At 33.4% G+C, this 24,218-nt stretch carries 20 protein-coding genes and 1 tRNA gene; 8 read left to right on the forward strand and 13 right to left on the reverse strand.

The window, feature by feature from the left end; translation table 11 throughout:
- Positions 1-289: 289 nt before the first annotated feature.
- From EG814_RS06790 to EG814_RS06800, 3 genes are all read left to right on the forward strand, one after another.
- Positions 290-832, forward strand: coding sequence for a hypothetical protein (locus tag EG814_RS06790; RefSeq protein ID WP_125720219.1), 543 nt, complete (start codon positions 290-292; stop codon positions 830-832).
- An 881-nt stretch (positions 833-1,713) separates the two neighbouring features.
- On the forward strand, positions 1,714-2,811 hold the full coding sequence (locus EG814_RS06795) for a slipin family protein (RefSeq protein WP_125720221.1): 1,098 nt from the start codon (positions 1,714-1,716) through the stop codon (positions 2,809-2,811).
- A 50-nt stretch (positions 2,812-2,861) separates the two neighbouring features.
- Positions 2,862-3,407 (forward strand): 3'-5' exonuclease, encoded by a 546-nt coding sequence (locus EG814_RS06800; RefSeq protein WP_125720223.1) that lies wholly within the window; start codon positions 2,862-2,864, stop codon positions 3,405-3,407.
- A gap of 87 nt (positions 3,408-3,494) precedes the next feature.
- On the opposite strand, the gene EG814_RS06805 is transcribed toward EG814_RS06800, so the two are convergent.
- From EG814_RS06805 to EG814_RS06850, 10 genes are all read right to left on the reverse strand, one after another.
- Positions 3,495-4,409 (reverse strand): phytanoyl-CoA dioxygenase family protein, encoded by a 915-nt coding sequence (locus EG814_RS06805; protein ID WP_125720225.1) that lies wholly within the window; start codon positions 4,407-4,409, stop codon positions 3,495-3,497.
- 319 nt (positions 4,410-4,728) lie between these two features.
- Positions 4,729-5,286, reverse strand: coding sequence for a hypothetical protein (locus EG814_RS06810; protein ID WP_125720227.1), 558 nt, complete (start codon positions 5,284-5,286; stop codon positions 4,729-4,731).
- A gap of 210 nt (positions 5,287-5,496) precedes the next feature.
- Positions 5,497-6,225, reverse strand: a complete 729-nt coding sequence (locus tag EG814_RS06815) for a hypothetical protein (protein WP_125720229.1) — start codon at positions 6,223-6,225, stop codon at positions 5,497-5,499.
- A gap of 3 nt (positions 6,226-6,228) precedes the next feature.
- Positions 6,229-6,825 (reverse strand): hypothetical protein, encoded by a 597-nt coding sequence (locus tag EG814_RS06820; RefSeq protein ID WP_125720231.1) that lies wholly within the window; start codon positions 6,823-6,825, stop codon positions 6,229-6,231.
- A 4-nt stretch (positions 6,826-6,829) separates the two neighbouring features.
- Positions 6,830-7,135 carry a hypothetical protein gene (locus EG814_RS06825; RefSeq protein WP_164515284.1) on the reverse strand — a complete coding sequence of 102 codons (306 nt, stop codon included), beginning with the start codon at positions 7,133-7,135 and terminating at the stop codon, positions 6,830-6,832.
- Between the two features lie 47 nt (positions 7,136-7,182).
- Positions 7,183-7,896: a hypothetical protein gene (locus EG814_RS06830; RefSeq protein ID WP_125720235.1), complete on the reverse strand. Its 714-nt coding sequence runs from the start codon at positions 7,894-7,896 to the stop codon at positions 7,183-7,185.
- A 71-nt stretch (positions 7,897-7,967) separates the two neighbouring features.
- Positions 7,968-9,455, reverse strand: coding sequence for a hypothetical protein (locus EG814_RS06835; RefSeq protein WP_125720237.1), 1,488 nt, complete (start codon positions 9,453-9,455; stop codon positions 7,968-7,970).
- A 27-nt stretch (positions 9,456-9,482) separates the two neighbouring features.
- Complete coding sequence (locus EG814_RS06840) at positions 9,483-11,297, reverse strand: type VI secretion system Vgr family protein (RefSeq protein ID WP_125720239.1); 1,815 nt, start codon at positions 11,295-11,297, stop codon at positions 9,483-9,485.
- 247 nt (positions 11,298-11,544) lie between these two features.
- Positions 11,545-13,323 carry an AMP-dependent synthetase/ligase gene (locus tag EG814_RS06845; protein ID WP_125720241.1) on the reverse strand — a complete coding sequence of 593 codons (1,779 nt, stop codon included), beginning with the start codon at positions 13,321-13,323 and terminating at the stop codon, positions 11,545-11,547.
- A 177-nt stretch (positions 13,324-13,500) separates the two neighbouring features.
- Positions 13,501-13,935 (reverse strand): hypothetical protein, encoded by a 435-nt coding sequence (locus tag EG814_RS06850; RefSeq protein WP_125720243.1) that lies wholly within the window; start codon positions 13,933-13,935, stop codon positions 13,501-13,503.
- A gap of 282 nt (positions 13,936-14,217) precedes the next feature.
- Here EG814_RS06850 and EG814_RS06855 point away from each other — a divergent pair, with 282 nt between their 5' ends.
- Positions 14,218-14,502: a hypothetical protein gene (locus tag EG814_RS06855; RefSeq protein ID WP_125720245.1), complete on the forward strand. Its 285-nt coding sequence runs from the start codon at positions 14,218-14,220 to the stop codon at positions 14,500-14,502.
- A 143-nt stretch (positions 14,503-14,645) separates the two neighbouring features.
- On the opposite strand, the gene purL is transcribed toward EG814_RS06855, so the two are convergent.
- Together purL and EG814_RS06865 are read right to left on the reverse strand one after the other, a co-directional pair.
- Positions 14,646-18,299: a phosphoribosylformylglycinamidine synthase gene (gene purL / locus EG814_RS06860; RefSeq protein ID WP_125720247.1), complete on the reverse strand. Its 3,654-nt coding sequence runs from the start codon at positions 18,297-18,299 to the stop codon at positions 14,646-14,648.
- Between the two features lie 520 nt (positions 18,300-18,819).
- Entirely contained in the window at positions 18,820-20,331 is a 1,512-nt protein-coding gene (locus tag EG814_RS06865) for a hypothetical protein (protein WP_125720249.1), read from the reverse strand.
- Between the two features lie 252 nt (positions 20,332-20,583).
- Here EG814_RS06865 and EG814_RS06870 point away from each other — a divergent pair, with 252 nt between their 5' ends.
- The 4 genes from EG814_RS06870 to EG814_RS06885 all read left to right on the forward strand — a co-directional run bounded on the left by EG814_RS06870 (position 20,584) and on the right by EG814_RS06885 (position 23,086).
- Positions 20,584-21,015, forward strand: a complete 432-nt coding sequence (locus EG814_RS06870; protein ID WP_012026684.1) for a PaaI family thioesterase — start codon at positions 20,584-20,586, stop codon at positions 21,013-21,015.
- Between the two features lie 3 nt (positions 21,016-21,018).
- Entirely contained in the window at positions 21,019-22,083 is a 1,065-nt protein-coding gene (locus tag EG814_RS06875) for a chorismate-binding protein (RefSeq protein ID WP_125720251.1), read from the forward strand.
- A 133-nt stretch (positions 22,084-22,216) separates the two neighbouring features.
- Complete coding sequence (gene bshB1, locus EG814_RS06880; protein WP_125720253.1) at positions 22,217-22,933, forward strand: bacillithiol biosynthesis deacetylase BshB1; 717 nt, start codon at positions 22,217-22,219, stop codon at positions 22,931-22,933.
- Positions 22,934-23,012: 79 nt separating this feature from the next.
- Positions 23,013-23,086, forward strand: a tRNA-His gene (locus EG814_RS06885).
- Positions 23,087-23,364: 278 nt separating this feature from the next.
- Here EG814_RS06885 and ypfJ read toward each other — a convergent pair.
- Positions 23,365-24,213, reverse strand: a complete 849-nt coding sequence (ypfJ, locus tag EG814_RS06890) for a KPN_02809 family neutral zinc metallopeptidase (RefSeq protein ID WP_125720255.1) — start codon at positions 24,211-24,213, stop codon at positions 23,365-23,367.
- Positions 24,214-24,218: the final 5 nt, after the last annotated feature.

Below are 24,218 nucleotides of genomic sequence, written 5' to 3' on the forward strand. Positions count from 1 at the left end.
TAAAAAGTAAAAAATAAATAATGAATCAAAAAATAGCCATTAAGACAGATCATCATTTTGATCAAACAGATAGAGGTCGATTTAGTAAAAGTTCTTTTTCTCCTGCTGGAGAAATAGAGTCGAAGCTTATGAAACTATGGAGTATTGGTAATTTTTTGGGAAAAAGTAATGTCAATTGCATGATGTTACTCTGATACTGTAGAGGTGCATGCAAACCTTTGAAGTTATTGGATTCCCTGAATTACTAAGTTTTCCTGAGATTCCAATAACCAACTAAAAATAAATAACCATGCACAACAACACATTAAAACAGTATAAAAAAGAGATTAAAAAGAAATACGAAATAGCTAAAGAAGGACAACACTTCGATTACTTGTACAAACCCTCTCGTGGAAAACTACGTGATTTCTGTTGGATGATTTTCGAAGATGGCGCAACTCCAGATGACTTGAATGTTTTTAGAAACTTCTTTTCTATGGATTTTGAGCCAACCAAGAAGAATAAGTTCAAGGAGAAGAAAGATAAATTCAGACCTATCGAAACATTCTTTAAGGGTGAGACAGATTTGACAAACATAGATGCTATAAACATGGCTGCAATTTTGGTTGATTTTCAACCGCGTCCTTTTAAGAAATTTAGAAGTGAAGAAATCAAGCAGTTGGAAAGCATCGAAGAAGCTAAAGCTAAAAAAACTGCTAAAGCGAAGAAAGAAAGTTTAGAAAACAGCTCTGAAAAAAAGAAAAAATCAGCCAAAAAAGCTAAGCATGAAAATCTTTTCGCAAGTTTTAGAAATATGTTTTCTAGAAAAATAATGGCTTTGTCAAGCGGCTAGCGCGAATTGATCCATTGAAGTATAATCTTCGTGAAATAAGAAAACTGCCAGGAAATTAGACTGGCAGGATTCTCTTCCAATATACATTCAGATAAAGTTTAATTAGAAATTTTATACTACGCAAAATCATTGCGCAGTACGATTTGAATATTTGCTCAAGAAATAAATAAGTTCTTTTATAAAATGAAAAACATCAAAGTTTTGGCTTTGATTAAAAATATCAAACAAGTCCAGTTGCGTGTTTCTGTATAGCACCATTGTAGGGAACTTTCCGCGAAAGCGAATTATGTTTTTCTATGCAACTTGATTTGGAGGTTTTGATGGTTTTCCAAAAAACTATCGCACACTCTATGTGTCATGGGTTCGAGTCCCATTCGCAGTAATGCGATAGCTCAGTCTGGTTAGAGCAATAGAAATTTGCAGGTTCGAATCCTGCATCAACTTAGGTTGATTGGACGAAGTGGTAAGTCAACGGGCCTCAAAAACCTGTATTTCCAGAGACCATCACTCTTAAAAAGATGACCATTAGAAAAAAAACTGATTTGTCTTTGTCAGTGAAATTAGAATTTTTAGAATTCGAAATTCACACTCTGATAAAGCCAGCGCGAATCGAAATGTATTTTGAAAAGTTGTTTTCTTTTTGATTTGATTATTAAGCGAATCTGCGGAATCTTTCAATAAAATAGAATCAGAAACAATTCAGACAGACAAAGAACAAACTATTCGTCCGTTTTTCTTAGAGGAGAAAGGCAAAGAGGTTTTTTTATTTAGAAAGAGAATAGAATAAAGAGAATAGAATAAAGAGAATAGAATAAAGAGAAGTTACAGGTTTAGAACTTTAAACATAAAACAAATAAACAAGAAGTTAAAAAAATATAACCATGATAAAAAGAATTAAAATCGAGAATTACCAAGTGGGCTTGGTGTTCGAAAACAGAAAATTATTAAAAATATTAGAAGAAGGTTTACACTGGATTTTTGGGGATAAAAATGTTATGATTTACGATTTAAACGGATCTTTTCAGCCTCCTTTTGAATTAGATATTTTATTGCAAAATGAAATATTGGCTTCACTTTTAGAAGTGGTTGAAGTGGCCGATAACGAAATTGTATTACAATTTGTAAAAGGAAATTTCAAAGAAATTCTATTGCCAGGAAAGTATGCTTTTTGGAAAGGAATTGTAAAAAATGAATTCATTAAAGCAGATTTGTCTAAGATTGAAATCACTGAAAATATATCAGTGAACTTATTAGAAAATGCTAAGATGAGGTATTTTACAAGAAAATTCATTGTGTCAAGTAATGACAAAGCGTTGTTATTTGTGAATGGGAATTTCGTTAAAGAATTAAAATCTGGAACCCATTATTTTTGGAATAACGCGATTACAATCGAAGTCAAAACAATCGATATGAGACAACAGCAAGTTGAGATTTCTGGACAAGAATTGTTGACAAAAGATAAAGCAGGATTAAGAATCAACTTTTTTGTGAGATATCAAGTTGTTGATATTATGAAAGCTTTGATCGAAAACAAAGACTTTGAAAAACAATTGTATGTTGCAATGCAATTGGCTTTGAGAGCTTTTGTGGGCGCATTGACTTTAGACGAATTATTGTCAAAGAAAGATGCTATTGCCGATGCTATTTTGGAAGAAGCAAAAACTAAAATCCAAGATTTAGGTTTAGTGATTTTTGATGCAGGAATTAGAGATGTAATCTTGCCAGGTGATATGAAAGAAATCATGAATCAGGTTTTGGTTGCCGAGAAAAAAGCGCAGGCAAACAGTATTATGAGAAGAGAAGAAACCGCTGCAACAAGAAGTTTACTTAACACAGCAAAGCTAATGGAAGAAAACGAAATGTTGTGGAAATTGAAAGAGATGGAGTACGTCGAAAAAATTGCGGATAAAATTGGGGAAATCACAATTTCTGGAGGCGGAAACGTAATTGGTCAATTGAAGGAAATCTTCGTAAAATAAGGAAAACCATCAACGGAAACGCTGATGGTTTTAATCTAAAATTTAAAAAAATGAAAACTACAGATAAAATTATTATTATCGATTTTGAAGCCACATGTTGGCAAGGTGCGGTTCCGCAAGGGCAAGAAAATGAAATTATTGAAATTGGTCTTGCAGTTTTGGATACTCAAACTGGAGAAATTTCGAAAAACAAAGGATTGCTAATCAAACCGCAACGTTCCACAGTGAGTCCGTTTTGTACAAAACTGACCACGATTACCCAAGATTTACTAGATGAAAATGGAGTGAGTTTTGAAGAAGCCATTAATCAGCTGGTTGATGAATACAATCCCGATTTGTACACTTGGGCAAGTTACGGTCAGTACGACTTGAATATGCTTAAAAAACAATGTAAATCATTCGGAGTTGTTTATCCAATGGGAGATGAACATATCAATGTTAAAACGATGTTTGCAGAAAAATTTGGTTTAGTAAAACCAATGGGAATGAATGGAGCTTTAGCGCTATTGAAGATTCCTTTAGAAGGAACACACCACAGAGGCATTGACGATGCCAAAAACATCGCCAAGATTTTGCATTGGTGCCTTAAAAATTAGAATTTAATTTGTTTTCAAGTTATCAAAAGCATAATTGGTAACTGAAGAAAACTGCAGACATTTATGTTTGCAGTTTTCTTGTTTATATTAAATCCATTCTCCTGCAGCATTGTAATCATCGGGCAGATAAGTCAGGTATTGAACCATTCGGGGTTTTCCTCCTTTGTTCGGTGTTGCGCAGTGCGGAAGCGCGTTGTGCCAGATGATAAAATCGCCAGCATTACCAATAATTGGTTTTGACTGTAGAGTTTGCAGGGCTTTGTTTCTTGGATTTTCATCAGACTCAAGTTCATCTAACCACTGATTAATTTGATTATGAAAACCCGCAACACAGTGAAAAGCACCATCTTCTGGTCCGCAGTCCGTTAAATAAAGCATTCCTTGAAGAGCGAAAGTCAGCGGTTTTTTTAAACTCATGTCCCAGTGAAGCGGACTTCCAAGAAATTTGAAATGCTCTGTTTCTGGCGGATTAAAACTTACTTTGTCAATTGTTTTGTAGATTTTGTCGGTTTTATAAAGCTGTTCGTAAGCCTTTTTTACTCTTGGCGAAAAGCGGTTGCGATTTAAAGTTTCATGATCCGAAAAATTAAGCATTAGTCCTTTTTGGTCTTCATGACGTTTGTACCAGCTTTCTTTTTTATTCGGATCCATTTTTAAATATTCCCAAATTGCCTTTTGTGTGGCTTCACAATCTTCTTTAGAAATCGCATTTTTAACTACAATGTAACCGTTTTCATTCCAGAATTCAAGATCTTGTTCAGACAATACATTTTCGGTTAAATCTTGGACTTCGTAAACGGTATCTCGTTTTCTGCCGTTTATCCAATTTTTAAAATTTTCAAAATCGGGCTTTTCAGCATATAAAAACAACAAAGTATCTTCCATGCCAATACCGAGCTTATACAATGTTTTAACTTCATTGTCCCAATTTGAATCGCCTGAATTTGTATGTTCAGGATTTACAGCACGTTTCCATAATTGTTCGAGAACTGTCCAAGGCATAAGTTTTCGGTTTAGTTGAAAGAAAACTTAAAAATACGGGATTGTTGGTTTGGCGGTTAAAGTAGAAATACCTGTTTTTTATGCTGAAAATGAATGTCTAATTATCGCGGATTTGTAATCCGTGCCCACAAAGATTGATTCTTGTTCTTGCGCTGAATATTTCTTATTGATGTAGGCACGGATTTAATTGTTTTCGATCGCGCGGATTTGCAATCCGTGCCCACAAAGATTGGCTTCGATTTTTTGCTTTTAATGTTTGCTTATCGTTACGGGATTGCAATCCGCGCGATCGGATTTAAGATTCTTTATAAATCCTTTTTTATTTGTCAGAACCACCTATTCCTGCTTTATTCCATATTTCTTCATCTAAAAAATTACCGTTCTGGTCATATTTTCTAATCTCAGTTTTATCAGGGGTTTCAATCGTAATTTTTTTCTCGCCATTCGCTGAAATCATCACTATTTCAATAATATCTTCACAATAATAAACATCACTGTCATTAACTAAGTTATCTGTACCGTCATATGTAGTGGCTTTATAAATATACCCATCTTTAACTAGGTGCTTAGTTGTAAATACTTTTCCCTGACTTTTAAACTTTTTATCAAGTTTTCCGTCAACTTTGCCTGCTTTATTAACTGAGAATTTTGTGTAAAAATCATCGTATTTAATTATATAATTTCCTTCTTTCAAGATTGTATCTCGAGCGAGATCAAAACGGTTTTTATATTTACTAGCTATAACAGAAAATTTATAATTTACTGAATTAAGTTTAACTTGAAAAAGATCACTATCTAGACGTAGGTAATCATTGTTTTTTTGTTGAGAGAAAACGAACTGCTGTGTTAATAGCATAAGTATTATTATAAGTTTCATATTTTTTAGTTTGTGATTATTTGCAAAATCTTTTTATTAGATCTTGCTTAATAGTTATTTGATTAAATTTTTTAAATTCTATTTCACTTACATACAGATTTTTGAGATTAATTTTGACTGTGTTTGTAAGAGGGACACCAAGGTCTCTGAATAAATTTTAAGCATATTTTAATTTTCTAGCTTCGAATTTTGCTAGTCGGCATATTTATATTAGAAAAACTCTTGTTTAGTCATCAAATATTTTTTTAAATATATAACTGACTCCTCTTTATTCATCGATTTTATACTATCACATATATCTACAAGTCTTTGCTCTTTTGTATCTATTCTAGATTCTATAAATATTGGAATAACATGATGTTTATAGTCATCAAAGTGGATATTAAGTCTCTTTTTCTTATCAGACTTATACAAGCTATCAATTATTGATTTTTTAATTGGAATTTTAAGGTCATTTGACAAAAGTTCTAGCTGTTTAGAATACTCAGCATATTCAAATTCTCGGAAATTGTATTTTAAGCTATCTTCAAAAAAGACATGTTTTTTATAATAGTAAAAGGTTCTACTAAAAAATGGAAAAATTGTTCTTCGATATTTAAGATATGTATCGCAAAATTTTTCGGCATAGTGAACCTGTCTGTAATCATTAAGTTCCATTCCCTGAGTGTTATATATTAAATTATTTCCAAAACCCCAGCCCCCATCACTAAAAAAAGTTATTGTTATTTCATTCAATTTATTATTATAGATCGTTATTTTATAAGGTATGTATACATTAATTAATCTTTTGCCTTTATCATTTCTATCCAAATGGAATTTTACAGGAACCTCTCTTGCTCTTTCTTGTTCAATAGTTATAGGAGTTTTTAAATGATACCAAACTATAACAAGTAAAAAACAGCTTAGAATAATAACTAAAATTTTCTGGTACTTCTTCATAATCTACCAATTAATTTTCTGTTTCACTATCAAAACTTCTCCTCCTTTTAAAGTGACTCTAAAAAAAATGGAATCATTAATCTTATTTAATTCATCAAGTATTTTTTTATTTTCCTTTAGTAATTGATCAAAGGGTATCAATTTAATTGTATCACCTATCTTTAAATTATTGACAGACTTTTTAATATTATATTTTTTTAATAAACCATTGGCATCATCTTTTGATATTAAATGATTTCTTTCCTTTATAATAATATTTAGAGGATTATCATTCAAATATGGTTTTAAAGAATAAATAGGTTTTTGTCTGTTCTTTTTATTGTAAACTTGATACTCAAAAAAATCATCCATTAATCGTCTTTTATTTAAAATGTAATTTAAATCTAGCACCCTAACTTTTGATGTATTTAACTTTAATTCAAATTCAGTAGGTATAATAATTGATATACTATCTTTTTTATCTAAACCATTTTCTGTGTTTACAAAAAATGTTACAATTTCCTTTGAACTTATTTGTTTAATTTTAAGAGGTTCAATATTGTCACAAGACGCTAGTGATAAGCATGTTATCATGTAATTTAATAAGTGATGTTTTTTCATTTATTTACTGGTTTACAAAAATAGAATCGATAAAAGCATAATCGTCTTCTATTTCTTTATTATAGATTGTTGTGTAAAAAGCTGTGTAGTTAAGTGTTGATTGATATTCATTATAATTTTTAGATATAAGATTATCTCTTAGCTTTTTTAGTTCTTCCAGATTTTTAATTTCACCTTTCAATAATTTTTCTAACATTTCCTTATTTAATTTCAAACTTCTAAAGTTATTTTTAATCGCCCAATCACTTTGTACAAAATCTTGATATGATCTCGCCACTGTGAGTGTTTCAATATGGTAAGTTCTACTCAATTTGATTGTGTGTACGAACGTGACGCTCGAACTAGTCATATGCTTATTTAAAAATCATTTAATAAAACTTTAATATTAGTTCTTCCAGCTTTAAGTAAATATTCTACTTGTTCCTGCTTATTTAAACATTTCAATGAATCAATAACTTTTACATGTTTTTGTTTTTTATCATTAAGTTTAGCCATTATATATTCTGGCATAAATCGATATGCTGAATTTTCAAAATTCACATTAAATCTTTTTTTATTATTGACCTCATAGAGGCTGTCTATATATTTTTTACTAATTTTGATATCATAAGTTATCTTCAAATCACTCAATTGTTTTTGAATCAAATCAAAATCTTTATTTCCGATTTTGTATTTAATAGGCACGCCTTTAAAATAATAGAAAGTCCGTTTTGTAAATGGAAAAATTGTTTTTCTATATTTATATCTTAGATAATTAATTTCAGAATCTCTTTCAAAATTATTTGTAATTTCAAATCCATCTTTATTAAAAATCAAATTTCTATAAATAGGTGAGTTTCTGGCATAATTTTCATCATCTATTCTCTCTATATTAATTAATCTAAGTGTATTGTTTGAAATTATTATTTTATAAGGTATATAAATCATTAAACTGTCGCCAAAAGGCATTTTCTTGCAATCATGATTATATTCTCTATCATTAAAAACAGTAATAGAATTTTGAAAATAAGAATAGGCTACATATATAAATACTAGAGATAATATAGCGATTAAAAAAATTTTTTTTTTCATTGGATACTTCTATTTTTTTTTTTTTTTTTTTTTTTTAACTTTGTGGGAACAAAATAAATAACAAAATCTCTTTAAACATTAATAAAAATGCTGTCTACTATTGTAAATATTTTCTTCGTAGATTCATCGTACATATTGTGAGTAGCAACTACATAACTTTTATCAGTTTGATCCATATTATTTAATTTTATAAATTCATCTTTTGTTTTAAATTTTCCTTTTAAAAGATTGTCCAGCATTTCTTTGCTTACATAAATAAATCTAAACTCTTTATCTATTGCCCAATAACTACTAATAAAATTTTGTGCATTCTTTAATCCCTTAGCTTTTGCGTTTTGCCAATCTGCCCACATACTTTCGTCAACAATATCATTCGATTCTTTAAGCGAACCTTTTACCATCCAGCCTATCACTTCTACACCGAAAGCAAATACAGCCAATTGAGGCACAAACCCAACAAAAGTAGATAACGAAGGCATATTAAATTTTTCGTTGCTGCTTAGTTCCGGAATCATTTCCTTCATTTCTTTCAATATCTCAATCTGCTCATAGACTTTAGCGGCTTCTTTAGCAAATTTTATAACTTTAGTTCCAAAATTCTTCACAGCTAGTTTTCCTCTCGCTTCAATTGGCACTTCAATTATATTTTCATCAATGTAAATCTGAGAGGCATTTTTTCTAGTATAAAAAAAACTAGTCATTTCTTCTACTTCATAATTTGCAGATTCCAATTTATTGGTTTCAAGGTTGATCGCTTCATTATAAATTTCTCTTTTAAATTTATTTATGTCTGCCTGAAATTTAAAAGTGGTTATGGTTCGAAGTCTAATGGTCGAAAACTTTTTAATTGTACCATCAGAAAGTTTGTCAATGGCGTAGACGATAATAGAACCATTGTTTGCATAGATTTCTGGCAGTCCGTATCTTTTGTCGCTTATAGCCGGCTTTATAAACAAAGTTGTTTTAGAACGATATACATCAAGTATATTATTTTTAGATTTCCAGTAAGTATTATGGTATTTCCAAGTCCAATAAAATTCAAGACAGCTATTTACGCTTAATTTTTCATCTTTTTTAATATCAATATCCCATTTTGGGTTCAAATATAGTTCTATTGTTATTCTGTGCTGTCCGTTTACATTTCTCACCATAGCGGTTTTGTAAACCCTTTTTCCGTCCAATTTTGCATCATCAAATATGGTGAGGTCATTAAAAGGGTTGTCCTTGTCCCAAAGCTGAAATGTTATGCTTGTACCAACTGGAATACTCTCACTTACGTTCAACTGAAAATAAACGGTCTCTTCTAAATAGGCTTTTGGCCAGTTAGAATCCTGCTCTGGCATATTCCTTATTCCTTCATAGTCTGGACTCCACCAGCCTGAGAAAGCTTTTTGTGGTTCTTCACTAATTGGTCTAGCCTCAGGTTCTCCATAGCTATATTCAGGGGCATTATACTCAATGCGCCCGTTTGAGTTTATTTCGATTTCATTGGCAAATTCTTTCGAAACTCCTCTGGTAATATAAGTTGCATTACCGCCAACACGTCTTGTTTTGGTCATTTCTTGAGTTTGTTATATGCTGTCAATTTAATTTTGTCTTGTATCTTCGGAACTATTGTTCTTGATAGTTTTATCCGAATGAAATTCATGTCCATTTTCACTTTGAACAATACTTTTTCCAGCAACGATATAATTTTTATCCTTTTTAATATCTGAATTTAGGTTGCCTTCAATATCTTCATGACAATCGCCAAAGACTTTAAGTAGATTATCTCCTCCAACATTTGTATGTAGAATGCCTCCAACATTAGTCGATTTATTAGTAAGAGCACTTTCAGAAATATTCTGCCCCGCGCTTGTGCTAATATTTCTGCCTGCATTTACAATAAAATCTTCTCCAGCCTCAAACTCTATATTTTTTGGCGCTTTAAATTTGATGTTTCCGTCACCGTGAATTACCGCTATGGTTTGTCCTTTCTGGCTTTCAATAGTCACATCTCCTGTTTCATCATTAGAAATAATTCGATTGCCGCTACGGGTTTGTATTACTTTTAAGTCATTTTGCGGAGTTTCGTAACCAGAAGTAGCAGCACCATTATAATGTGTTCCCATTACATAAGGACATTCAAAGTTACCACCTTCAAAACCTACCAAAACTTCTTCGCCGATTTCAGGAATAAAATAAAATCCTTTTCCTCTACCTGAGTGGGGCTGTATCATTCTCATCCAGTCGCTTTCATTGTATCTGTGACCCCAGTAATATTCAACTTTTATGCGTCCCATTTTTTCTGGATCGTTGTTATCTACTACTCTGGCAGGCTGACTATCAGCAGAAGCAAATATTCCTGCATCAGTATAATGCGGAACAGCGACCTCTGCAGGAATTGCTTTAAACTCACAACTATAATTGCCGTTTACCTCAGAATAGTGGTGAACTTCTATAGCTATCAGCTCGTGTTCGACGGTTTTGTTCTGAATCGTAAAAACCTGTCCCACACCGATGGGATAATATGAAATTCCGCCGTAAAAAACGCTATTGGCATCCCGAGAAGCTGTCTCTAGCCTGATCATTTCATCAATTTCTTCTTTATTGTTGGCGTTATTGGTATAAGCGCCTATGCTTAAATCTCTTCGAGTTATAGACCCCTGATTAAACACTGCAGAGACCGAAAATCTGTCTCTGTTGGCAGATGATGATTTTTCAGCACTGTTTTTAATACTTTTAGCAGTGTTATAATCATAACTTCCCAATGATGCCAAATGGGAGGCAAGCTTGGTTTTTATTCTAAACTGATGTAGTGAAGATCCGTTAATGAGCTTTACCTTACTAGCTTTAGTTTGGCCAAACTGCATTCTCATTCCGTCAAAATAGTACCATTGTCCGTACCGTGCAGAAAGCCTTTTCATAAAATTAAAGCTTGTTTCATTATACTGAGCTTTATTACTGAATACTTTGGTATGAGTTGGTACAATAGCATCACGCTGATAAAATTCTCCAGAACTTGTTTCGGCAAAGATTTCAAGAGCGATTTGTTGCAGGTTTTTATTCATAAATATTCTAGATTTCTTCAGATCATCCAGAAGTACCGTATGGCTTATTCCATAAACATGAAGCCCTGCTGGACTCCCGTGAAGATCTATAGATTCTAAACCGTTGATAATTCCTTTGCACATCAGTTTGATTCCATTGACTTTAAAAGTAAAAATCACTTCACTGCCATTATATTTACTGATTGCTTTTTCTTGGTCTTCAGGTTCTATAACTGCCTTGCCGGTGTACTGCCATACAAAAGAAAAATAATGGTGGTCGGCCATTTGTTGCGAAAGCTTCAAATCATAATAAATAATATTTTTTTCGAAGGAACTAATCGAAATATGAACCTGCTCTGAAAATTTGGACATGAGGTCTAGTTTTAAATTGGTTAATCTTAAATAAAAGTAGTAATTTCTTACTTTTATGAATTTAAAGAAAACCATTGCTTTTACATAGACACTAAAAGTTTTATTTATATCAAAATAAGACAAGTTTTAATAGAAAGACTTTTAGATTATTTATAATTCAAAACTTTTTTATAAAAGCATTCTTTTATAAACAAAAAAACGGCCGTCTTCTCAGACAGCCGTTTTACTTTTGGTTATATTATTTTGATTAATTGTTTCCGTAGATTTTTCCGTAAAGATCTTTATAGATTTCTTTAATGATTTTACGTTTTAATTTTAGAGTAGGAGTAAGTTGTCCACCATCTATAGACCAAACGTCTGGAGTTAATTCAAAACGTTTGATTTGTTCCCAATGTCCAAATTTTTTATTGATTTCTTCAACTTCAGCATCAATACGTTTAATTACTTGCGGATTGGAAGCGATTTCGGCTGTGGAATTTCCTAAACTAATTTTGTGAATTTTAGCCCATTCTTTTACAAATTCAAAGTTTGGCTGAATAAAAGCACTTGGCATTTTTTCGCCCTCCCCAATAACCATAATCTGCTCAATAAAACGAGATTGTTTCATTGCATTTTCGATCAATTGAGGTGCGATATATTTACCACCAGAAGTTTTGAACATTTCTTTTTTACGATCGGTAATCTTCAAGAAGCCTTCGCTGTCAATTTCTCCAATATCTCCCGTATGAAAATAACCATCAATTAGCGCTTCTGCTGTTTTCTCTGGATCTTTATAATAGCCCAACATTACATTTGGCCCTTTACATAAGATTTCTCCATCTTGGGCAATTTTAACTTCAACGTTGCGAATCACTTTTCCGACAGTTCCAATCTTAAATCCTTTATTTCTCTGGTCATTTACTGCAATTACGGGTGAAGTTTCAGAGAGTCCGTAACCTTCCATTACTGGAATTTCTGCGGCAGCAAAAACTCTCGTTAAACGTGGCTGTAATGCAGCACTTCCAGAAACCATTAAATCTAAATTTCCGCCCAAACCTTCTTTCCATTTGCTGAAAATTAGTTTGCGGGCAATTTTTAATTGAAATTCATACCAAGCACCGTTGGCCCCGTATGGTTCATATCTTAAACCTAAATCAATTGCCCAGAAAAATAGTTTTTTCTTGATTCCGGTTAAGTCAGCACCTTTTGCATAAATTTTATCGTAAACCTTCTCTAAAAGTCTCGGTACAGCAGTAATAACTGTTGGACGAACTTCTTTTAAGTTATCGCTGATTTTTTCTATTGATTCTCCAAAATATACCGAAACACCATAATATTGATAGATGTACAAAATCATTCTCTCAAAAATATGGCAGATTGGTAAGAAACTCAAAGCTGTACTTTTTCCTGGATCAAACGGAATTCTTGGCGCGCTGTCTAGTACGTTTGAAACTATATTTTTATGAGAAAGCATTACACCTTTTGGTCTTCCTGTTGTTCCTGAGGTATAAATAATAGTTGCCAGATCGTCGGTCTGAATACTGTCTTTTCTAGCTTCTACTTCGTTTTGGTTACTTTCGTCCTCACCAGCCAAAAGTAAATCTGTCCAATGTTTGCATCCATCAATTTCGTCAAATGAATACACTTCTTTTAAAGTTGGAACATTTGCTTTAATAGCATTTACTTTCTTTAATACTTCTGTATCAGAAACAAAACAGTAAATACTGCCACTATGATTTAAAATATATTCGTAGTCTTCTTCTGCAATTGTTGGATAAATAGGGACATTTTGAGCACCAGTCTGCAAAATACCAATATCCATTATATTCCACTCCGTTCTATTGTTGGAAGTAATTAAAGCTATTTTATCATCTTTCTGAACGCCCATGCGTAATAATGCTCTAGAAATAGCATTTGCTTTTGCAATATATTCTTGGCTAGATGTTTTCTCCCAGGCTCCATTTTTTTTGGTTGCGAGAGCAACTGGAAGGTTGTAAGTTTCTTGTTGATAATAGGGAAAATCAAAAAGGCGTGTGATTGAAACCATGTTTAATATATTGAATTTTATTGCAAATTAAATAAAATTTAGGTATGATTTTCAGTTTTGTAAAATTTAATGGGAAAAATTATATAGACTATTAAAAATCAACGAAAACGTTTTCTTTTTTGCTGTAAAATTTCTAAAAAATCAAGAAAAATTTAATTTGGAAAAGCTTTTTTATGGCTATTGTACATTATAATCCTCATATATTTTTACTCTTTCGCCCATTAAAAACATTTTTTTCTTGGCAAAATGAATAGAAAATTGAGAGTAATACCATTCTTCTCCATCAGTTGGTCTGTACCAAAATGTGTAAGAAGCACTATTGAAACCTTCTTTAAAAACAGGAACGCCTTCTTCTGTACATTCTATTCCCCAATTGATTTTTTGTTTGCTTAAATCTTCTGATTGAATATAACCAGTTCCATCTGGATTTAATACTGTAATGGGGTCTTTTTGACCTATCGGTGCAAAAGTTCCAGAAACTGGATATCCAATTGTGGTGGTAATAAATCGGTCTTTTGAGTTGTGTTTAATCTGATTTACTTCAACTTGGGCATTTGATTGTAACGCAGTAAAGAAAATACTGCAGATAAAAAGTAGTTTTAAAAATTTCATTCTCTGTAGGTTTTTGTTTTTGGGCTTTAAAAAATCTAATGGCTGATTTCGTTGGCTAATATAGTTTAATTACACTAGCAATAAGAACGAAAAATCTTCGGAATCGAATATTATATGTTATTTTTTTGATTTAATAACTACATTTAAAAAAGGTGTTTTTTCCCCGTTTAAAAACAGGAATTTCTATTGGCTGGTTGTGAATTGCATCTGCTAATTTTATCCTATTAAAAAAATGCGGAAGCCGAAAAGCAGATGAGTAGGCATTATTTAAAATAAAATAAAATGGAAACAGCTTTCTTTTTAGCAATGGGATGGTGCGGTACCAAATATCCTGGATGGTGGAAACGTTTTTTTAAAAATCCTCCGTTACCGCCAGACCCAGAGCCTTGGTGGATTATAGGAACAATTGGCTTGGGGTTAATAGCTGGTCTTGCCGGCGGAACATTCTTTAGCAATGCAATTCGTGAAAGCCAATTTTTCTCTGGACAAAATGCTATTGCATCTGGTTTATTTGCCTTCGGCACAGCAAGCGTTGTAACAGGAGTGGCTACAGCTTTTAAACGTTAAAAATGCCTCGACTTAGGGATAGCGTCGAGATATTTTCTGCCACGAATTGCACGAATTGACATGAATTAATTTGTGTAAATTCGTGCAATTCGTGGCAAAAAAAAAGCACTTGATAATTCAAGCGCTTTAATTATAAAATATTTTTATTTTTTCTCAAGCCATTTTCTGGCATTAACAAAAGCTTCATGCCAAGGAGTGTACTCGTCATTTCTGTCTTTTGGATAGTATGCCCAGTTCCATTGGAAAGTAGAACGCTCAATATGAGGCATTGTAACCAAATGTCTTCCTGTTTTGTCACACATCATAGCTACATCATAATGAGAACCGTTAGGGTTTGCAGGATATCCTTCATAAGCATATTTAGAAACAATGTTATAGTTTTCTTCACCCATTGGCAAATTAAATTTACCTTCTCCGTGAGAAACCCAAACTCCTAAAGTACTTCCTGCCAAAGTAGAAAGCATTACAGAATTATTTTCTTGAACTTTTACAGAAGTAAAAATACTTTCGTGTTTGTTACTGTCGTTGTGCAGCATTTTTCCGTGAACGTCGTGTTCTGGGTTAATTACTTCTAATTCCATAAACAACTGGCATCCGTTACAGATTCCGACAGATAAAGTGTCTTCTCTTTTAAAGAAATTGTCTAAAGCTGTTTTTGCTTTTTCGTTGTATAAGAAAGCTCCAGCCCAACCTTTAGCAGAACCTAAAACGTCTGAATTAGAGAATCCTCCAACTGCACCGATAAACTGAATATCTTCAAGAGTTTCACGACCCGAAATTAAATCAGTCATGTGAACGTCTTTTACGTCAAAACCTGCTAAGTACATAGCATTTGCCATTTCACGCTCAGAATTACTTCCTTTTTCACGAATAATAGCCGCTTTTGGTCTTGGTTTAGAAGCGTCAATTACTGGCGCTTTACCAGTAAAATGAGCTGGGAAAGTATAATTTAAAGCCTGATTTTTATAGTTCTCAAAACGTGCTTTAGCAGTTCCGTTTTTAGATTGTTTTTGATCTAATAAATAAGAAGTTTCGAACCAAATGTCTCTGTACTTCGCAATATCCAAATTATAAATTCCAAATTCCAAACTTGGTGTGCTTTGAACTGAACCAATTTTGAAGAATTCAATGCCATTAGCTTTTAATCTTGCTTCAACTGCTTCGTTTGAGTTTGCCTGGAATACAATTCCGATGTTTTCTGCGAAAAGGATTTTCAATAAATCTTTTTCCGCGAAAGCGCTGAAATCAATTTTAGCTCCCAGATTTACATCAGCAAAACACATTTCTAATAAAGTAGTGATTAAACCACCGCTTCCGATATCGTGTCCAGCTAAAATTTGGTTTTCAACAATTAATTCCTGAATCGTATTAAATGCATTTTTGAAGAAAGCCGTATCTTTAATAGTAGAAGTTTCGTTTCCGATTGTGTTTCTAATTTGTGCAAAAGAAGAACCTCCTAATTTGAAAGTATCCTGAGATAAATTGATATAATAGATTGAATCTCCGTCTTTTTGTAAAACAGGTTCAACAACTTTTCTAATATCTGTACAGTTTCCAGCAGCAGAAATAATAACCGTTCCTGGCGCAATTACTTCATCGTTTGGATATTTTTGTTTCATCGAAAGTGAATCTTTTCCTGTCGGAATATTGATTCCCAATTCGATAGCAAAATTAGAACAAGCCTGAACAGCTTCGTATAAACGAGCATCTTCACCTTCGTTTTTACAAGCCCACATCCAGTTTGCAGAAAGCGAAACACCTTTTATTCCATTGATAATTGGAGCCCAAACTAAGTTTGATAAAGATTCTGCAATAGCATTTCTAGAACCTGCAGCAGGATCAATCAAAGCCGCGATAGGAGCGTGCCCGATAGAAGTTGCGATTCCTTCTTTTCCTAAATAATCTAAAGCCATTACACCTACATTATTCAATGGCAATTGTAACGGACCTGCATTTTGCTGTTTCGCCACTTTTCCGCCAACACAACGGTCAACTTTGTTGGTTAACCAGTCTTTAGATGCAACGGCTTCTAAACGTAAAACGTCTTTTAAATACGATTCGAAATCTGCAGAGTTGTAAGCAACGTCAGCATATTTTCTGTCAACAGTTTTATCTGTCATAATTGTTTTTGGAGAACTTCCAAAGAAATCTTCCAAAGCATAATCCATTGGTTTCGAACCGTTAGATTTAGATTGGAATGTAAAACGGTGATCACCAGTTACATCTCCAACTTCGTACATTGGAGAACGCTCTCTGTCGGCAATTCTTTGTAACGTATCAATATCTTTCTGGCCAATAACCAATCCCATTCTTTCCTGAGATTCGTTACCGATAATTTCTTTTGCAGAAAGTGTTGGGTCACCAACCGGTAATTTATCTAAATCGATTAAACCTCCCGTTTCTTCCACCAATTCAGAAAGACAGTTTAAGTGTCCACCCGCTCCGTGATCGTGAATAGAAACAATTGGATTATTGTCGCTTTCTACTAATCCGCGAATTGCGTTTGCAGCACGTTTTTGCATTTCCGGGTTAGAACGTTGGATTGCATTTAACTCGATTCCTGAACCGAAAGCTCCTGTATCTGCTGAAGAAACTGCAGCACCACCCATTCCGATTCTATAATTTTCTCCACCCAAAATAACGATTTTATCGCCTTCTTTTGGTTTGTTTTTAATAGACTGATCTACTTTTCCGTAACCAATTCCACCCGCTTGCATGATTACTTTATCGTAACCAATTTTTCTGTTTTCTTCTTCGTGTTCAAAAGTTAAAACAGAACCAGTAATAAGCGGCTGACCAAATTTATTTCCGAAATCAGAAGCTCCGTTTGAAGCTTTGATTAAAATATCCATTGGCGTTTGGTACAACCATTTTCTTTCTTCAACCGCATTTTCCCATTTTCTGTCATCGTTCAAACGAGAATATGAAGTCATGTAAACAGCAGTTCCGGCCAAAGGCAAAGAACCTTGTCCACCAGCTAAACGGTCACGAATTTCTCCTCCAGATCCTGTTGCAGCTCCGTTGAAAGGCTCAACTGTTGTTGGGAAATTGTGTGTTTCTGCTTTTAATGAAATAACAGAATCAAATTCTTTTACTTCATAAAAATCTGGTTTGTCAGCAGATTTTGGTGCAAATTGCTGCACTTTTGGTCCTTTTACAAAAGCAACATTGTCTTTGTAAGCAGACACAATATCGTTAGGGTTTTCCTGTGATGTTTTTTTGATTAATTTGAAAAGAGAAGTCTCTTTTTCTTCGCCATCAATTACAAAAGTTCCGTTGAAAATTTTGTGACGGCAGTGCTCTGAATTCGCCTGAGAAAAAGCAAAAATTTCAGAGTCAGTTAGTTTTCTTCCCAGTTTTGTTGAAAGATTATTTAAGTAATCAACTTCTTCTTCGCTTAAAGCTAAACCTTCAACTTTGTTGTAAGTCGCAATATCTTCAATTTCCAAAATTGGTTCTGGCTGAATGTTGATCGTGAAAATTTCCTGATCTAATTCGTTGAATTTCTGAGAAAGCATTGGGTCAAAATCGGTAAAATCTTCTGTTGCAGGATGAAATTCTTCGATTCTGATAATGCCGTCAATACCCATGTTTTGAGTGATTTCTACTGCATTAGTACTCCAAGGTGTGATCATAGTGGCGCGCGGACCAACAAAAAAGCCTGTCAATGCAGATTTTTCGATCTTGTTTGCGTCGGCAAAAAGCCAGTTTAATTTTGAAATGTCTTGAGCTGAAATTTCGTTTTGCGTTTGTACGGCAAAAACAGTTTTGCTTTGGTTTTCAAAGAAATGGATCATTTTTTTTGTGTAGTTTGTTGTATTGAGCTGCAAATTTAGTTTAAATAAATAGCAGGCGCAAATTTGATAACAAAGTCTTTAGAAAAAAGTTAAAACTGCTTTTTTTTGGCAGAATTTTTCTTTTTGCTACAATGGCACAAAGGCACAAAGTTTTTTTGATTTTTAATGTTGTGAAGGTTTTTATTTTTAATGGATTGAGGTGATTTCTTATTTCTTTTTTTGATTAGAATTTGATGAAAGACTTAAAATAATTGCTCCCGCAGATTTTGCAGATTTTGCGGATTTTTTTCATTTAAGAGAAATTAAAAAGTTTTGTTTCACGCAGATTTGTTTAGATTTCAGCAGATTTTAGTTGAATAAATCTGCGTAAAAAAAGAGATTGTTATCTCGCAGATCTGGCAGATTGAGCAGATTCTATCAATTTTTAGTTTAAAATCTGTGTAAATCTTAAAGCAGTTTAATAATCTGCTTAATCTGCCAGATCTGCGAGAAAAAAATATTTAGCGCAAAGAAAAAAAACTTATTTAGGAAATTCAGCACTCTGATAAGCACCCAAATCTGGTGGAGAAGTTCGGGTAATTCCTAAAATATCAGTAGGAATTATGTATGCCTGATTCCCTTTTGCGAAAGCGGCAGAAGTTTTATCGATATTGAATTTATTCTCAGCAACATTATAAAACTTTGGATTTTCATTCAAAATAATAGTATTGTAATGTTCCGTATCAGTTTTAAATTGGTATAACGAATTTGTTGTAGAACCGCTAAACTTCAATAAACAATTGTTCAATTGATAAACAAATGGCGCAGTTGTATTTTTGTCTAAATTAAATTCGTTTGAAGCCGAACCATAAATAATACAGTTGTTAAAAGTGGCATTCGTCAACGGATTGGTTTCTGGAGTTGCGCCTGCCATATAGTTGCTTAAATTCACTGCAAATTGAGCGCTCCCTGACCAATTGTTGTTAAAAGTGCAATGTGTAAAATTGTAATTTCCGCCATAAACACAAGATAAACTTGCTAAACCTGCGTAATTAACAACAATGTTTTCTCCGTTAATTTGTGCGTTTTGAGCTAGAATTCCGTACTCCGCACAATTGTAAATTTGTGAGTTTTTAATTTCAACAGTATTTGAAGGACTTCTAAAATCTAAACCAATAATGGCATTTTTTAAAGTGAGATGATTCACAGCATGATTTAAGCTGCCTTTTTCAAAAATAACAGATTTCCACTGTCCTGGAATATCATCATACAGAGATTCCAATCGGTCGCCTTCAAAAATAACTTCTTTTTCTAGTTTGTCTGTTGTAGAAACGGTTCCGTTAATTTGAAGCGAAGCTTTATTACCTACATATAATCCAGAATTGGCATGAAAATGAACTCTAGCGCCAGCTTCAAAAGTTACTGTTTTGTTTTCCGGAACTCCTGCGTAGCCATAAATTACATATGGTTTTTCGTTTGTAAAAAGAAGTTCATTTCCGTTTGCAGAATCATTTTCACTCAAATAAAATCCGTCAACATCTTTACCGTCGATTTTGATTTTTTCTTTAGTTCCGTCAGGATTTTGATTTGGATATAAAAAAACAGCATCCTGAATTAGAGTCACCAAAGCCACTTCTTGAAGATTTGCACCGCTGTCAAACTGAATTTCATCGGTATATAAAAAATCGGCTGGATTGGCGTCTGTAATATCAGCTGTGGTTTCTATAAAAATGTACAGACTGTCTTTTGCTAAAAGTGTAACGTTGTTGAAAATCTTACCGTTCTTGCCTGTCATTCCGTCAACGGTCATTCTGTATTTAGAATTTAACCCTTTTTTAAATTGCACAACTGGAATCGAAATGTCATTTTTGCTCTGATTGTAGACTTTTAATTGATAAGTGCTTGAGCCAATATTTTTGAAAACAGTATCTAAATAAACGGTGTCTTTTGAAAACTTTAGATCTCCTGAACTTGCAACAGTATCAAAATCAGTTCTGCAAGAGCTGAAAGCCAGAATTATTCCGAAAATAAAAAGTAAAAAGTATTGACGCATTTAGATAGTTTTTTTGCCACTCCGGATAGCTATCGGGATAAAAGGATTAGAATGATTTTTTGCTTGGTGCATAAAAAAATAATCTGTGAAAATCTGTGTAATCTGTGGCAAAAAAGCCAAAGATTGATTTTAATTGTTTTTGTAAAAATAGCAAAAAACTGACAAGTTTGAAGTTGATTTTTAATTTTAGAAAGCTATTTTTCGATTTGTGTCTTATCTTTCTTTAATTTTACGATTTTAAAGTTTATTTTAATGAATTATACAAAAGAGCAGATTTTGGCGCGCTGTAATGAGTTTTCTAAAAACACATTGATGGAAACGCTAAAAATAGAATATATTGACGCTGGAGAAGATTTTTTAACTGCAAAAATGCCAGTAAATCCAAGTGTTCACCAACCAATGGGATTATTGCACGGAGGCGCTTCTGTTGCTTTGGCAGAAAGTGTTGGTAGTGCAGCTTCTTTCTTTTTTATCAATCCGAAAGAGCAGGAGGTAAGAGGGATCGAAATTTCGGCAAATCACCTCAAAAGTATTCGTGAAGGTTATGTTTTTGGAACGGCCAGAATTATTCATAAAGGAAGAAGTCTTCATCTTTGGGAAATCAAAATTACCGATGAAGAAGGGAATTTAGTTTCCCTTTGTAAATTGACTAATATGGTTTTGGATAGAAAGAAAAGCGAATAAATCATGAATTCATTTGTCTTAAAAATTAAAAATCATAAAGAACAAAATTTACCCTTTGTACTTTATTCAAAACCCAACACATCAAACTACGTTGGGATTTTACAGCAAAATAATACTTTATATACCATTTCGGATTACAGCGAAAAAGGTTTTGTTTTTGCTTCTTTTGACGAAAAACAGCTGATTTTAATTCCCGAAAACGAATCGGAAATTATTACCGCAGAAAAAGTAACGACTTCTTTTGATCCAATCGAGATCGACGATTTGAATTTTGATCCTGAAGCTAAATTTCAATATGAATATTTAGTGGCGCAAGGAATTCAGGCTATAAAAAATGAAGAATTCAAAAAAGTGGTTTTATCGCGAAGTGAAGAAGTGCCTTTGTCTGAATTTGATTTTATCGAAACTTTTCAGCACTTGGTACAGCTTTATCCTGCAACTTTCTGCTATTGTTTTTTTCATCCTAAAATCGGACTTTGGATGGGAGCAACTCCAGAAAAACTTCTAAAAGCAAACGGAAATGTTTTTGAAACTATGGCTTTGGCGGGAACGCAGAAAGACAATCAGGAAATAGAAATCGTTTGGCAGCAAAAAGAAAAAGACGAACAGCAGTTTGTAACGGATTTTATAGTAAAACGCCTTCGCGAATTTGCTGCTTCGGTTGTAGTTTCAGAACCTTACAGTTTAAAAGCAGGATCGATTTGGCATATTAAAACGGATATTTCGGGAGTTTTAAAAGATAATTCGACTCTAGAAGAAGTAATTGATACTTTGCATCCTACGCCAGCCGTTTGTGGACTTCCAAAAAAGAAATCAAAAGCTTTTATTTTAGAAAATGAAAATTACGAGCGTACTTTTTACAGCGGTTTTCTGGGTGAATTAAACAACAGTTTTACAGGAAATAATTCTAGTTCTGATTTATTTGTAAATTTACGATGCATGCAGATTCAGGAAGATAAAGCCATTTTATATATGGGATGCGGTATTACTAAAGAAAGTATTCCTGAAAAAGAATGGGAAGAAAGCGTCAATAAGTCGATGACGATGAAGAGGGTTTTGAAAAAATAGTTTCAAGTTTCAGGTTTCATGTTTCAAGTTGCTAATTGGAACGTAAATCTGAAATGAGAAACAAAAGCACTGATTTTAGGTCAAAGCGTAAAACTTGAAACCTGAAACAAAAAAAAACATGAAATAAAAAACTATGAAATTAGATATACTAGCCTTTGGCGCACATCCAGACGATGTAGAATTAGGTTGTGCTGGAACCATTTTAAAAGAAGTTTCTCTTGGGAAAAAAGTGGGGATTGTTGATTTAACGCGTGGCGAATTAGGAACGCGCGGTACAGCAGAAACTAGAGATCAGGAAGCAAAAGATGCTGCGGCCATTTTAGGCGTTGTTGTACGCGAAAATTTACGTATGCGTGACGGTTTTTTCGTTAACGATGAAAAGCATCAGTTGGAAGTCATTAAAATGATTCGCAAATACAAACCTGAGATTGTATTGTGCAATGCAATTGACGACCGCCATATTGATCACGGAAAAGGAAGCAAATTGGTTTCTGATTCTTGCTTTTTGTCTGGTTTAATGAAAATAGAAACTACTCTTGATGGAGAAAAACAGGAAGCTTGGCGACCAAACGTCGTTTACCATTATATTCAATGGAAAAACTTAGAACCTGATTTTGTTGTAGACATTACAGGATTTGAAGAAAAAAAGATAGAAGCAGTTTTAGCATACAAAACACAATTTTACGATCCGAATTCAAAGGAACCTGCAACGCCAATTACGAGCAAAAACTTTTTAGAAAGCTTAAATTATCGTGCGCAGGACTTAGGAAGGCTAGTTGGGAAAGATTTTGCTGAAGGTTTTACAGTTGAAAGATGTTTGGCAGTCAATAGCTTAGAAAATTTGATTTAATTTTTATGAAAATTTTTCATTTTTTTCTTTGTAGAACTGAACCTTTGTTCTATATTTGCACTCGCTAAGCAGAAAAATGGTGGTTGTAGCTCAGCTGGTTAGAGTAGCGGTTTGTGGTGCCGCGGGTCGCCGGTTCGAACCCGGTCAGCCACCCAGATTTAAAGCCTTGAAGTAATTCAAGGCTTTTTTTGTGCTTTTATTTTTTTGTAAACCATATAAGTTCATTTAAGTGATTTGAGTTTTTTTTAAAGAATCTTTAAGAGAAATGTTTGTAACAATTCATATATACAGCTTCTAATATGTTCTTTCTCCAGTTTAGGAAAACAACAATATGGCTTCAAAAAAAAACTTATATAACTTATATGGTTTATAAAAAAAAGCACGACGATTAAGTCATGCTTTTCTGGTGGTTATTATATTTGGTTTATGTATTATCGAATTTCTTCAAATGTAGTGCCTTGGGTAATATCTCCGCTTTTAAAACCTTTGTTAAACCAATACATTCTTTGCTCTGAAGTTCCGTGGGTAAAAGAATCGGGAACAACATGTCCTTGCATTTTACTCTGAATGGCATCGTCTCCAACAGCATTTGCAGCGCTTAAAGCTTCTTCAATATCTCCAGTATCTAGATTTGCTTGATTATAATGCGTCCAAACTCCAGCATAAAAATCGGCTTGTAATTCTAATGCTACAGAAAGTTTATTGGCTTCAGTCTCACTTTTTCCTTGCTGCATTTGGCGCATTTTAGAAGATGTTCCCATTAAAGTTTGAATGTGATGTCCAATTTCATGGGCGATAACGTATGCTATGGCAAAATCGCCACCTTTTGCACCAAATCTACTTTTTAATTCTTCAAAAAAAGCTAAATCCATATACACTTTACGATCGCCAGGGCAGTAAAAAGGACCAGAAGCAGATGATGCACCGCCACAAGCTGTTTGCACAGAACCTTTAAAAAGAACTAATTTTGGTTTTTCGTATGTCATGCCATGTTCAGCAAAAATTTTGGTCCATATGTCTTCGTTATCTGCTAGAACAACTCTAACAAAATTTCCCATTTCTTCATCTTCCTTGCTTAAAGGAGCTGCAGCTTCTGTTTGTGGCTGTCCGCCTTGCATTTGTTCTAATACAGAACCTACAGTTTGGCCTGTCTCGCCTCCAAAAACATTTAGCAACAAAATAATGATTCCAATTACACCACCTCCAAGCACTGCTTTCCCTCCAGAAAGTCCTCTACGGTCTTCAACATTATCACTTTGTCTTCTGCCTAACCATTTCATATTAA

This window comes from Flavobacterium ustbae (assembly GCF_003946915.1).
In the GTDB taxonomy this organism is placed as follows: Bacteria; Bacteroidota; Bacteroidia; order Flavobacteriales; family Flavobacteriaceae; genus Flavobacterium; species Flavobacterium ustbae.